Raw genomic sequence first — 13,758 nt, 5'->3', positions numbered from 1 at the left:
TTTCTTGCACTTCATTATTTATTGTTTTTTAAGGTGAAATGTAGCTTATAAGGAGACAAGGTATGCTGGTCCGCACATAGTTACTAGCGATAACAAAGAACCGACCAAATCAGGTCGGGAATCTGATATTTTCATAAAAAGGTAAATTATCGTTCGTGTTTTTTATACTAAGAATCTCTTACTTTTGAAAGTTGATTCCATATTTTTTCATTTTTCTATAAAGCGTATTTCGGCCGATGTCGAGTTGTTTTGCGGCGTTACTGATATTTCCATTTGTTCGTTCCAATGCATTTCTGATAAGTTGGGTTTCTTGTTCTTGAAAGTTTCTAGGTTCTCGATCGGCATTTGCCCCTTCCTCATGTGTAACGGAAGGAACAGGACAAAGTGCCACAAGCAAGTCCCTTCTAATCGGGCCATTATCAGCCAGGAATGCAGCCTGACCGAGCACGTTTTGTAATTCACGGAAATTTCCTGGCCACGAATATTCCAAAATGAATGTTTTAGCTTCGTCAGTTAGTTCGGTATGTTCGCTCTTATAAGGTAAATCCGCTAAAATGGATTCTGCTAATAGCAATAAATCTTTACGACTCCTTAGATTTGGAAGTTTTAAAGATAATCCACAAAGGCGGAAAAACAGATCTGCACGGAATTCTCCAGCTTCAATTTCTTTTTGTAAGTCTTTGTTGGTGGCGGCAATGACCCTTACATCGATGGGAATGGTAGCATGTCCGCCGACACGGGTCACACATCGTTCCTGAAGCACACGGAGCAGAGTCGCTTGAGCTTGAAGCGGCATATCCCCGATTTCATCCAAAAACAGGGTTCCGCCATCTGCAGCTTCGAACTTCCCCTTATGCCCGCCGCTTTTTGCGCCAGTAAAGGCACCCTTTTCATACCCAAATAACTCACTTTCCAATAAGTTTTCGGGAATTGCGCTGCAATTGATGGCGATGAATGGCTTATCACTTCTTAAGCTAACCCCATGAATGGATTGAGCGAACAGTTCTTTTCCAGTTCCGCTTTCTCCAGTGATTAGTAGGCTAATATCAAGCGCTGCAGCTCTTTTAGCAATGGATATGGTTTGATCCATTCGCGGATCATTACTTATTATATCTGTAAATTGATAACGATTAGTTGTTAAGCCATCAATCAATTTTTGTTTTTTTAACTGTACGATCACGGAGGATTGATGTTCTATATTATTGCCGAGGGTTTGAACCAAGAATTCCTGGTCTTTAATTGAAACCTTCTGTTCTAAAACAAGTGGGTCTGTTCCTGATATTATATTCGATACCGGTTTTTTCAATGTGCCTATAATATGCGACGCCGCTAAATTGAGATCTGTAACTTTCCCCTCTTTATCAAGGGTTATTAACGGATCAGGGTATGAATCATAAATAAAATAAAGGTTTTTCTCCCTTTTTTGTGTATGGGACAATAATAGTGCTTGTTTGATGCTATCAGCCACCCTCTGAACTAAACTAATGGAAAAAGGATGATAATTCTGTTGATGGCTGCTTAAGTTCAAAACACCAAGCAGATGCCCATCGGGGTGATAAATGGGCGACGCGGCACAAGTAAGGAAATGGTTATCCTGATGAAAGTGTTGACTGCCATGGATCAATACAGGGTTTTTTTCTACTATGGCAGTTCCTATTGCATTTGTTCCTTTTGATTCCTCTAGCCAATTGGCCCCTTTTCTCAGGGAAACATTATCTGCATGGCGAATGAAAGCTGGATCCCCAACTGTTTCGATGATATATCCTTCAGGAGCAGCAAGTAATAATATGGACTCCAAACCATTAATCGAGCGATAAACTTCTTCTAATATGGGGGAAGAATGGTACAGGAGTTCTGCATATCGATCGTGGTATTCGGCCAACTCATATGCACCAAGCATATCTTCCTTATCCATCATGCTTGGCTGAAGCCCCTTCGAAATGCACCGCTGCCATGATTCTTGAATAAATGCCGGTATGGTTCCTTTATCCGCACTAATATTAACAGACATTGAATAATCCTCCCCGTATGTATAATCCAGTAAAATGGCCACTGTTTTTTATTCAATTTCATCAATGAAACTCTAAGCAATCCAAAGTTTCAGAGCATTTAGGGTTCGTTCATTCAATTTAATTATAACAGAAAATTCAGATATTCACCAAAATGAAAACAGCCTTATACGAACTAATAAACTTTTTTGTTCCAAATTGGAACACCTGCCTGTTCCAAATTGGAACAGTACGGCACCATCCGATATCCCTCTATCATCTTCTTTAACTGGTTTCATTGGTTTTTTATTATTGGCACAAGTCTTGCATAATTACATGTCGAGAAATTGATTCCTATTTGATAAGGGGGGAACGAAATCAAGTAATCCAGATTTCAAAGATATTCAGACATGCTGCAAATCAGCTAAAGAGAAATGTATCGAAAACATAAGCTTATACCTGATCATTTACTTAGAGGAAAGCCATTGTCTCAACATATTTTATGATCGAACTTAAAATCCAAATGAAAAGGGGTATTAAACATGGAACAAACTATTAAACTAAATCCACGAGTGCAAGAATTCTTGAAGGGCACCAAAAAACTTTTGATTAATGGGGAATTGGTGGAAGCTGCTTCAGGAAAAACCTTTGAGACTCTCGATCCTTCAAACGGCAAGGTGTTAGCAGTTGTGAGTGAAGCTGGTCCGGAAGATGTAGATAAAGCAGTCAAAGCAGCCCGTAAGGCTTTCGACAACGGTCCTTGGAAAAAAATGAGTGCATCTGAACGCAGTCGCCTCATTTATAAATTAGCGGACCTCATGGAGGAACATAAAGAGGCGTTAGCACAATTGGATACCCTGGATAATGGCAAGCCAATTGGCGAAACCACTAATGCCGATGTCCCCCTTGCAATCGATCATTTCCGTTATTATGCTGGATGGACCACTAAGATAGTAGGACAAACAATACCTGTTGCTGGGAATTACTTCAACTATACCCGCCATGAAGCAGTTGGAGTGGTAGGGCAGATCATCCCTTGGAATTTCCCTCTACTTATGGCCGCATGGAAATTAGGCGCAGCCCTAGCAACCGGATGTACGATTGTTTTAAAGCCAGCGGAGCAAACGCCGCTTTCAGCATTATATTTAGGTCAATTGGCGCTTGAAGCAGGTTTTCCTCCTGGCGTTCTCAATGTCATACCTGGATTTGGTGAAACAGCAGGGTCACCGCTTGTAGACCATCCAGATGTCGATAAAATTGCCTTTACCGGTTCAACCTCAGTAGGGAAAATGATCATGCGCCAAGCTTCGGGAACCGTGAAAAAAATCTCGTTGGAATTAGGCGGAAAATCACCTAATATCATTCTACCGGATGCAGATATGAGTAAAGCCATTCCTGGTGCTTTAATGGGCATCATGTTTAATCAAGGACAAGTTTGCTGTGCCGGTTCCCGCCTGTACATTCAAAAGAAATCCTATGACAACGTGGTAGCTGACTTAGTGTCCCATGCAAAAAACATTAAACAAGGGGCCGGTCTTGATCCATCTACCCAGATAGGGCCTTTGGTATCCAGTGAACAATTGGAAAGGGTGGGCAGTTATATTGAAAAAGGAAAGTCTGAAGGAGCCGAAGTGGTTACCGGGGGCAATTACGGACAAGGAGAAGGTTATTTTGTAGCACCTACAATATTTGCAGGCGTTGAAGATGAAATGACGATCGCTAAAGAAGAAATCTTCGGTCCTGTTGTAGCTGCCATGCCATTTGACGATTTGGATGATGTGATAAACCGTGCAAATAACTCTGAATATGGATTGGCTGCTGGTTTATGGACACAAGATGTAAAAAAAGCCCATTATATGGCTAATGAATTAAAGGCAGGTACAGTTTGGGTAAACTGTTATAACGCCTTCGATGCAGCTTCACCATTTGGCGGTTATAAACAAAGTGGAATCGGACGGGAAATGGGCAGTTATGCTTTGGATAATTATACGGAAGTCAAAAGTGTATGGATTAACTTAAACTAAATAAAAGAGTGAACGCTCCATATGATCATTTGGCTCAGGTATCGTGATTGAAATGCATGTTACCGTTTCCTTAAATATTTGCAAAAAGGTGTACCAAAGTGCGGACTTTGGTACACCCTTTTCTTGTTTTGTAACTTATATCATTCGGGCTTAAACAATCGAGTAGGAGGAGGCGCCTAGCCTCCGACCTCTCACACCACCGTACATACCGTTCGGTATACGGCGGTTCAGTTTAAGTCTGACGTAGTTTTGTATATCGTTCATATAGATTTACTAACCCATGATGGAGCCAATAAACATTATTAAGGGTTTTGTCTAGAATAGGACTATGCGCTATGCGCCAATAACCCTTTCTGCTATTTCCCCATTCATAGGCTTTTCCAAATGGGACGCCTAATCCTTTGAGTTTCCTCACCCTCGTTCTTGGCAATTTCCATTGCTTCCATAGACACATCCTGAGTCTTCTTCGAATCCATGAATCTAAATTCTTCAATACGTTCGGAGTATCAATGAGGGCGAAATACCCCATCCAACCTCTAAGGTATTGCTTTAACTTATTTATTCGGAGTTTCATGGGTATCGGTAATTTTCTCGAGGTCATTTCCCTGATTCGTTTCTTTACTCTCTTCACCGTTTGTTTAGCCAGTAGAACCTTCGGGTTCTTCTTTGACTTCGTGAAACTAAAACCGAGAAACGTTCTGTTCCAAGGGCGATCATACTTCGACTTCTCGTAGTTGACCTTTAGCTTCAGTTTATTTTCAATGAAACTTGAGATATTTCCCATTGCACGTTTGGCGGCTTTTCGTGTCTTCACAAAGATAGTACTATCATCCGCATACCTTACGAATCGAAGATTGCGTTTCTCTAGTTCTTTATCTAACTCGTCTAACATGATATTAGATAATAAAGGACTTAACGGACCTCCTTGCGGAGTTCCCTCCTCACTTTTATGAAAAAGTCCGCCTATCATAATGCCTGCTTGAAGGAATTTACGAATCAGTTTGAGAACTCGTTTATCTTCAATTTTCCGCTCTAACATTCCCATGAGCTTGTCATGATTCACTTTATCGAAGAACTTCTCCAAGTCCATATCCACTACCCATGTATAACCTTCGGTTATATAGGACTTTGCCTTTCGAACCGCCTGGTGCCCCTGTTTGTTAGGGCGAAATCCATAGCTATTCTCCGAAAAGGTTGAGTCATATATCTTGGTCAATATTTGGGCAATGGCTTGTTGAATGAAACGGTCTAGAACGGTTGGAATACCCAATAGCCGAACTCCGCCGTTTGGTTTCGGGATTTCGATACGACGGACGGGCTGCGGTTGATAGGTACCCTGTAAAAGGGCAGTTTTCATGTTGTACCATTCGGTTACGAGGTGCGGTCTCAGGTTTTGAACCGGCATTCCATCTACACCATGGCTTCCCTTATTTCTTTCTACACGCTTCAATGCCTGTATTAAGTTTTCCCTCTCTAGTATCTGTTCCATTAACATCGTTGATATCCTTTCTACGTGGATAAATGGTCTATTTGTGCCTTTATCTGCTCCACCCTTTTGAAGTTCCCCGTGTATTCACCACTTCTTCCTTCAAATAAGTTCCGTTAGGAATTGTTTGCTTCTTTGCAGATAACGAACGCCTAGTATTCATCCTCCTTAATCTGTTCGGTCCTTCCTTATCTTCTCGAGTAGACAAGTACTATGACCTCTGCTGACTTCTGATGATTCAGCTGTCCATCACTGGACAGGTTACCAAGTGTACTTGGCTGTCATCAGACCTCCCCGGGTAAGAGTGCAATCTTTCCCTCCATCTATCTGCTTCATTTACTCTGTACCACCTTCGGCAGTAAGGACTTTGTTTTGTTTCGCAAACTCATCCAATGATACCTAGCCTTATATGAAGTTCGTGTTCCTCAGACCGGAGGTTTGCCGCTTGCTTCCTTCAGATTCCACGTCACCGTGGACACCCTTGCATTAAGCTAACCACTACTACTGCCTTCATGGTTCGGGACTTTCACCCTATAGATTGCACCCATGCCGGGCGCACAAAAGAAGAGACCTTTCATTTTCGAAAGGTCTCTTTGTATCCATTATCCATTACGTTCGATTTGCATTTTTTCTCTGTTTGCTTTTTCTTTTTCTATATTTTTCTGCCTTGAAGTCCCAGCAACCAGGATTCCAATCACCACTATCGCTTCAAATCCATACTTAATGAAGGGATTTGCAAAATAGTCGTGCATGAAAGGTTCAGCTACGATCATTTTAGCAGCTGTCCAGCCTAGTATTCCCGCACCAATTATTATGATGACTGGGAAACGTTCTATCAGTTTCAGGATCAAAGTGCTTCCATACATCACTACTGGGATAGATACAAGTAAACCGATCACAACTAAAGTGAAGTTACCATGAGATGCACCTGCGACCGCTAGTACGTTATCCAATCCCATCAAAGCATCTGCAATAATAATGGTTTTTATAGCAGCCCACATTGAGTCTGCAGGCTTCAAATCATGTTCCTCTTCTTCGATAAGGAGCTTATAAGCAATCCATACAAGAAGTAATCCCCCTATTAAATGCAGCCCAGGCACCTCTAATAGCCAAACAACCAGCAGCGTTGCGATGATCCTTATCACAATTGCCCCGACCGCTCCCCATATTATTACCTTTTTTTGCTGTTCTTTTGGAAGCTTTCTTGCAGCCAATCCAATAAGGATCGCATTATCACCGGCTAGAACCAAATCTATCATAATGATCGCTAAAAGTCCTGAAATAAATTCACCTGTTAAAAAATCCAACACAATTTCCTCCCTTTTACAAAAATAAAGAGACCTCTGCCATAAATGGCAAAGGTCTCGCTAAGCACTAAATGAATTAGGCCAATAAAGCCGGTGGAATTCCCACGTAATGACGACTTTATTTCAGGTTATCCCTGACGCTACTCCCCTTTACGGGAATAAAGAATATGTAATTCTTTTAATATCTTTCCATAGGAAACTACCAAGAAAAAATATCACTAATTCAGTATACCAAAAATAAAAATAAAATAAAGAAAAAAATAAAAGATAGGAAGGAAATTCATGAACTTAACCTTGCCCAAATCCTTTCAACGGATAATTTCAGTCAATCATCCCTTCTAGATATCGGCATAATTCGTTTCCAAGGTTCGGGATATCGCTCAAATCCTTCCCCCATAGATATTGATTACTTAAGGTGGCCTCTATCAATTGTCTAAGCGGGATTTCTCCCCTCTCATAACGAAGCCATTGTTCCCTAAAAAATTCAATTGTCTTTATATCGTCTTTGACGACATAGACTTTACCCGAAAAGCTTTTACCAATATAACTCCCCTTCATTTCGTTAACCTTATAAAATCGGATCAGCCCCGAAAAACCTCGGACGATACAGTCGGGCAGCCTGCCTCTCGCCCTATGATATTCCTCCAAGGTGGGCAGGAGACGAACCTTAAACTTTGAAATACTATTCAGCGAAATATCGGCCAGGAGGTGATGTACAAATGGATTCTTAAATCGCTCAAGAACACTTTCCCCATATAGCATCATCTCATTTTGATCAAAAGGTAATGAAGGAATTATTTCCTTTTCGATGGCATTGCTCAGAAATTGGTTGAATTCCGGTTGATCTATTGCCTGTTTTACTTCTTCCAATCCAGATAAAATGCCTAAAGGAGCCAGCAAGGTATGTGAACCATTAAGAATCCGAACCTTCCTCATTTGATAAGGTGTTAAATCTTTTACCCAACGCACATTTAATCCGGATTGTTGTAAGGGAAGACGTTCATCAATAGAAGGATCACCTTCAATAGCCCATAAATGGTAGGGTTCTGCCGTATTTAGCAGAGTATCCGAATATCCAAATGATGCAAATAGCTTTTCCGCCTCATTAGCTGGGAATCCTGTAACGATACGGTCTACAAGCGAGTTTAGGAATAGGTTGTCCCGGTCCACCCACTCCATGAATGGCTTTGGTAAATCCCAATCCCCGCCATGCTTAAGAACACATTGCTTCAATGAATCACCATTTCTCTCTAAAAGCTCACATGGAAGCATGGTCAGTCCTTTTTTCGAATCTCCGTTGAAATGCAGATAACGATGATACAAAAATGCAGTCAGTTTTCCTGGAAAAGATTCAATCGGCTTTCCTTCTTCCAAAGGAGTCGGTTGGTATTTGAGCCCTGCTTCAGTCGTGTTGGAAACTACAAATTCCAATTCAGGATTTTCTGATAGGGCTAAAAATTCCATCCATTCTTCATATGGATCAATTACCTTCGAAAAAACGGAAATGATCTCTGTATGTTTCACTTTCTCCCCTTGGTGAAAACCGCGTAACATTAATGTATACAGTCCATCTTGCCGCTTTACTTCCTCTATTTTCCCTTTTCCGGCGGGGCGAGGCTGGGTAACTGCAATACTTCCCATGAAATGGCCTTGTTTATTACATTCATAAATCATCCAATCAAAGAAGCCCCGAAGAAAATTCCCTTCCCCAATCTGCAATACTTTTATGGGAAAATCCATCATATGTGAATATTTCACAGCTTTTGTATCTTTACTCAGACCCTTCAGTTGGCTTTTATTAAAGTTCATGACCAAAGAACTCCTTTCTAACAGAAATATCCAATTTGGAGTATGATTTCAAGAGGTTACCCTTACGACAGCATACCTAATGCTTATATTTCGACAATGGCCTTGATCACTTTAGCTTCAGGAGTTAACCATCCTTCAAACTGATTGATCATTTCATCCAAATGTGTGCGGTGTGTAATATACTGGCTCATATCCAGCTTGTCATTCTTCAGCTTATTCACGACATAATCAAAGTCATCCCTTGTTGCATTACGGCTTCCCATTAATGTAAGCTCTTTACTGTGGAAGTCAGGATCATTAAAGGAAATATCCGCTTTAACTAAACCTACATAAATCAATCTTCCGCCGTGAGCAGGATATTTAAATGAATCCATCATTGACTTAGCATTACCTGTCGCATCAAATACCACGCTTGGCATATCTCCATTCGTCAATTGGGCTAATTTCTCCATTGGATTCTTCAAAACGTTCAAAGTATAATCGGCATTTGCCCATTTGCCCGCAAACGCAAGGCGTTCATCATTTACATCCATAGCGATCACCTTCGCACCCTGTTCTTTAGCGAATGCCATGACTCCCAAGCCAATTGGACCAGCACCAATCACAAGTGCAAATTCCCCTTTATGAATAGCAGCGCGCCTAACTGCGTGAGCCCCTATACTCAAAGGCTCTATCATTGCGGATTGGTCAAGTGTGAGACCCTCTGTTCTCACCAAATGATTATAAGGAACCGTCATCCACTCACTCATGCCGCCTTCTGCATGTACACCTAATACTTTCATATCCGTACAGCAGTTCGTTTTTCCACTTCTGCAAGCCAGGCATTTTCCACATTCCATATAGGGGATGATCGATACCTGATCCCCGACATTAAGCCCTGATTCATTCTCCGGTATGGACTCAATAAAACCGGATAGTTCATGGCCAAGTATTCGAGGATAGCTAAAAAAGGGTTGATTACCACCATAGGCATGAATATCCGTTCCGCATATTCCTATGCGCCGCACACGAATTAAAGCTTCCCCTGAGTTTGGAAAGGGTTTTTCCGATTCGATCATCTTAAATTCAAAAGGTTGTTCACAAACGATACTTTTCAATGAATAACACTCCTTTTTTATAACTTAATAGCAGCTATTAGAGAATGACACCTTCTTTAAAGATGCTTATCTCCCTATATCCGAATTTTTCATTATTCGTTTTCTTTTTACCGGATGAAAGCTCAAGAATGTAATGGAATAAATCGTCCTTTAATTCATCGATCTTTTGACCTTCAATCAACCGACCGGCATTATAATCGATCCAGTGTTTTTTACGATCGGCTAATTCTGAATTCGTAGCTATTTTTACAGTTGGCACCGGTCCGCCAAATGGTGTTCCCCTTCCAGTAGTGAATAGAACGATATGTGCGCCCGCTGCTGCCAAAGCCGTCACCGAAATCAGGTCATTCCCGGGAGAATTGATCAAATTCAAACCATGCTTCACTACTCGTTCTCCATAGGGGCTTACATCCACTACCGTGGCATGGCCGCCTTTTTGCGTGCATCCAAGTGATTTCTCCTCCAGTGTACTTATGCCGCCTTCCTTGTTTCCAGGTGAAGGGTTTTCATAAATTTCCTGATCATGGCGAATGAAGTACTGTTTGAAATCATTAATAAGGCCAACGATTTTATTAAAGGTTTTTTCATCTTTTGCCCTGTTCATTAATATCGTTTCCGCTCCAAACATCTCAGGAACCTCTGTCAAAATCGCGGTCCCGCCATTTTCTACAATAAGGTCGGAAACCGCACCAACCAATGGATTAGCGGTTATGCCTGAAAAACCATCGGAACCCCCGCACTTCAAGCCTATTTTCAACTTAGAAACCGGTACCGGCATGCGTACGAACCCTTCCGCATATTCCACTAATTCTCCCATTAAACGTAAGCCGATCTCCAATTCATCATGAACCTCCTGGGCTTTTAAAAATTTAACCCGATTTGGAGGAAATTCGCCTATGACTTCTTTAAATGCCTCGATTTGATTGTTCTCACATCCTAACCCTACAACCAAAACCCCTGCTGCATTTGGATGTTGAGCCAAGGCCGCCAATAGTTTCTGTGTATGGGTCAAATCATCTCCCAATTGAGAACAACCGTAGGGGTGGGAAAAGTGATGAACCCCATCAATTTGTCGATCTTTAAACTCCTCATTTCCCATTTTAGCGAGAACTTCACATGTTTTATTGATGCAACCAACCGTGTTGATGATCCAGATTTCATTCCGGATACCCACTTCCCCATTTTCACGGATATACCCTTGGAAGGTATGACTTTGACTTTGCTCTTTTGTATCTTGACTGCTAGGTTGATAGGAATAATCCAATATACCCTGCAAACCGGATGCTAGATTATGAGTGTGAACCCAATCACCAATGGAGATATCTTCTTTAGCTTTTCCTATCGAGTAGCCAAATTTGATTACGTCCCCCCCTCGTTTTACCGGTTTCACTAACATCTTATGCCCTTTAGGAATGTCATCACTTGCCTTTATATAGATCATTCCCCTGTCTTCTGTTTGAATCTGGAGGCTCTGTCCTTTATGAATCCCCTCTAAGGAAATAACAACATCATCATTTGAATGCAATTGAACAAATTTATTCATTTTTCGTCCCCTCCTTATCATGTGTGAAGACGTTCAAAACCAAACGTCAATCCATCCAGAAAGCCCTTTCATTTTTTGCTTGAATTTTTTAAATTTTTATACTACTTTAATTTTAACATCAATTTTTGAAATATATATTGCATATTTTGCTATAAATATACTCATTCTTGTTGTATTATACTTTCAGGAGAGGAACGAAATGAAAAAAATCCATAATGCATTAAATCATGATTTACTTTTCCCATTTTCCTTTGTCTATCAAGATACGAAAAGTCCTCAAAATGAATTGTCCGATCATATGCATGACTATTATGAAATTGTTTATGTTTATAACGGTAAAGGAACATTTTTTATCGGTGATGTGTTTTATGATATGCAGCAAGGGGATGTATTCCTGATCCCGAATAATACCATTCATAGGGCATTACCCAATAAGGACGACCCTGTTACCTCCACCGTTATCTTTTTCAGTCCCACATTGATATATAAAGACATGGTTGATGATTCTTTTACTTATTTACATTTGTTTGACCTGACAAAAAATAGTAAGAATTACAAGATATCATTGCCGCAAATGGAACAAGTAAAGATGGAGGAACAGTTACAACTCATCCTGCAAGAAACAACTAGCCAATCAATGGGCTCAAGGCATGCTTGTTTGCTGATCGTTCATCAAATCATACTTGATTTATACCGTACCCGGATAAATGGCAAAGAAAATTTACCCGAGAGCAACAGCTATAGTTCAGAATGGATCAAAGATATTTTAATCTATATTAATGAACATATTGGTGAAGCAATGAATTTGACGATACTTGCACAAAAAGCTTTGGTCAGCCCCGCTCATTTCAGCAGGGTTTTTAAGGAAACGACTGGAATTGGGTTAATCGTGTATCTAAACACGAAAAGAATCATCAAGGCAAAGGAACTTTTACTGGAAACGAATCACACCATTGCCAATATTGCCGAAATGTGTGGTTTTGAAAGCATGCCCCAATTTTATCGTACCTTTAAGAAATACAATGAAAAGACACCAGCTACATTTCGTAAAGAAAATCGGATCTGCTAGGCATGCCTAATAAACATGAAAAATTTTAATTCATTAAAAATGGAAGTGTCTTCCCTTGATTGGGAGACACTTCCATTCTAACAATCTATTACGCAGGCTTTACTATCGGTCGTACAAAACGGATGACTGCAAGCGATGCAACGATGGCCAATCCACCTGCAAGCAAGAATGCAACTGTGTATGTGCCTGAGGTATCGACAATGTATCCTGTTAACGTCGGTCCGATGATTCCTGCTGTATTTGCCAAGAAATGCATAAAACCTCCAACGGATCCAACATTAGCAGGGTCGACAACATCGTTGACGATTGCCCAGTAAATGGCACCAGTCAAATATAGGAAGAAGACGGAAAGTGCGACAAGTGTTACCGCACTGATCGTTGTGGATACAAGTCCGGCAAAACCGATACATACCGCCGATAAGAACAAACATGTTACTAGCACGAGCTTACGTGAGAATAAAACACCTTTTTGAGTGAATTTTTTAAAGAAGAAATCCGACACGAATCCACCCAAAGCAAGTCCGATGAATCCAAAAATCCAAGGAATCACTGTAATGATACTCATATTTTCTACACTTAGGCCGCGTGCATCCACCAAATAGCTTGGGAACCAAGTTAAGAAAAAGAAGAGAATATAGTTGTAAGAAAAAAAGGCTAGAGCTGTAAATAAAACCGTTTTTTGTTTTAAATAAAAGGTGAATTTCACCTTTTCTTCCGATGTTGCCGCTACATAAGATTTCCCCGTATGTTTCTGTTCTTTTGACTCTTCTGGTTTTTCTTTAACGAACTTCCACCAGCAAATCGCCCATATAAGACCAATCACCATAATGGCAATGAAAGAAACTCTCCAGCCATATGAGATTGCAATAAATCCAACTATTGGACCTGCAATGGCGCCACCAAGCGGCGTCCCGCTATTCGTCAAACCAACGACAGATGCCCGCTGATTCGCTGGGAACCAGTTATTCACCATTTTATTGATGGTTGCAGAAAGAGGACCTTCGCCCATCCCAAACAGTATACGGATGACTATCATACTCGCAAAACCGACAGCCAGTACAAGTGCACCACTGAATAAAGACCAAACGATCATCGCCACGAAAAGCGTAAGCTTTGCACCCCATCTATCGGACGCCATTCCTCCAAGGAAGTTAAATATGGCATAACCAACTGAAAAGCTACTAAAAATAATTCCCATCTGTGTTGCTGTTAAAGATAAATCATCTTGGATGAACGGAGCTGCAATAGACAGTGCAGATCGGTCCAGATAATTTATTACCCCTGCCAAGAACAAGAAAACGATGACCATTCCTCTACCATTTGAAAACATAAAGTACCCCCCTATACGCTTCAATAAATGCAGCTGCATTTTTGGAAACGTTTCCATTTAATAACCAAGAGTAAAGCCTATATGAATTATTACTAAATCGGTTTA

The 13,758-nt window shown here is 40.8% G+C and carries 10 protein-coding genes; 2 read left to right on the top strand and 8 right to left on the bottom strand.

Annotated features, from left to right (window positions below):
• Positions 1 to 178 precede the first annotated feature (178 nt).
• Positions 179 to 2,011 carry a sigma-54-dependent Fis family transcriptional regulator gene (locus tag QFZ73_RS24045; RefSeq protein ID WP_251433740.1) on the bottom strand — a complete coding sequence of 611 codons (1,833 nt, stop codon included), beginning with the start codon at positions 2,009 to 2,011 and terminating at the stop codon, positions 179 to 181.
• Between the two features lie 519 nt (positions 2,012 to 2,530).
• Between QFZ73_RS24045 and QFZ73_RS24040 the strand changes: the two genes are divergently transcribed.
• Positions 2,531 to 4,012: an aldehyde dehydrogenase family protein gene (locus QFZ73_RS24040; protein WP_307271553.1), complete on the top strand. Its 1,482-nt coding sequence runs from the start codon at positions 2,531 to 2,533 to the stop codon at positions 4,010 to 4,012.
• A gap of 232 nt (positions 4,013 to 4,244) precedes the next feature.
• On the opposite strand, the gene ltrA is transcribed toward QFZ73_RS24040, so the two are convergent.
• The 6 genes from ltrA to QFZ73_RS24010 all read right to left on the bottom strand — a co-directional run bounded on the left by ltrA (position 4,245) and on the right by QFZ73_RS24010 (position 11,254).
• Positions 4,245 to 5,507 carry a group II intron reverse transcriptase/maturase gene (ltrA, locus tag QFZ73_RS24035; RefSeq protein WP_307267670.1) on the bottom strand — a complete coding sequence of 421 codons (1,263 nt, stop codon included), beginning with the start codon at positions 5,505 to 5,507 and terminating at the stop codon, positions 4,245 to 4,247.
• A 43-nt stretch (positions 5,508 to 5,550) separates the two neighbouring features.
• Entirely contained in the window at positions 5,551 to 5,706 is a 156-nt protein-coding gene (locus QFZ73_RS24030; RefSeq protein ID WP_307263198.1) for a hypothetical protein, read from the bottom strand.
• Between the two features lie 394 nt (positions 5,707 to 6,100).
• Positions 6,101 to 6,805 (bottom strand): TerC family protein, encoded by a 705-nt coding sequence (locus QFZ73_RS24025; protein WP_251433746.1) that lies wholly within the window; start codon positions 6,803 to 6,805, stop codon positions 6,101 to 6,103.
• 321 nt (positions 6,806 to 7,126) lie between these two features.
• Positions 7,127 to 8,614 (bottom strand): tagaturonate reductase, encoded by a 1,488-nt coding sequence (locus QFZ73_RS24020; protein ID WP_307271549.1) that lies wholly within the window; start codon positions 8,612 to 8,614, stop codon positions 7,127 to 7,129.
• An 83-nt stretch (positions 8,615 to 8,697) separates the two neighbouring features.
• A complete protein-coding gene (locus QFZ73_RS24015) occupies positions 8,698 to 9,711 on the bottom strand; it encodes a zinc-binding alcohol dehydrogenase family protein (RefSeq protein ID WP_307271546.1) in 1,014 nt (337 codons plus the stop codon).
• A 37-nt stretch (positions 9,712 to 9,748) separates the two neighbouring features.
• Entirely contained in the window at positions 9,749 to 11,254 is a 1,506-nt protein-coding gene (locus QFZ73_RS24010; RefSeq protein ID WP_307271543.1) for a UxaA family hydrolase, read from the bottom strand.
• Positions 11,255 to 11,453: 199 nt separating this feature from the next.
• Between QFZ73_RS24010 and QFZ73_RS24005 the strand changes: the two genes are divergently transcribed.
• Positions 11,454 to 12,323: an AraC family transcriptional regulator gene (locus QFZ73_RS24005; protein WP_307271539.1), complete on the top strand. Its 870-nt coding sequence runs from the start codon at positions 11,454 to 11,456 to the stop codon at positions 12,321 to 12,323.
• An 88-nt stretch (positions 12,324 to 12,411) separates the two neighbouring features.
• On the opposite strand, the gene QFZ73_RS24000 is transcribed toward QFZ73_RS24005, so the two are convergent.
• Positions 12,412 to 13,653 carry an MFS transporter gene (locus QFZ73_RS24000; RefSeq protein WP_307271536.1) on the bottom strand — a complete coding sequence of 414 codons (1,242 nt, stop codon included), beginning with the start codon at positions 13,651 to 13,653 and terminating at the stop codon, positions 12,412 to 12,414.
• Positions 13,654 to 13,758: the final 105 nt, after the last annotated feature.

The organism is Peribacillus sp. V2I11, from assembly GCF_030817135.1.
GTDB classification, from domain to species: domain Bacteria; phylum Bacillota; class Bacilli; order Bacillales; family DSM-1321; genus Peribacillus; species Peribacillus simplex.
The sequence above is the reverse complement of the archived record's forward strand: the minus strand, read 5'-3'. Positions and strand labels throughout refer to the sequence as shown.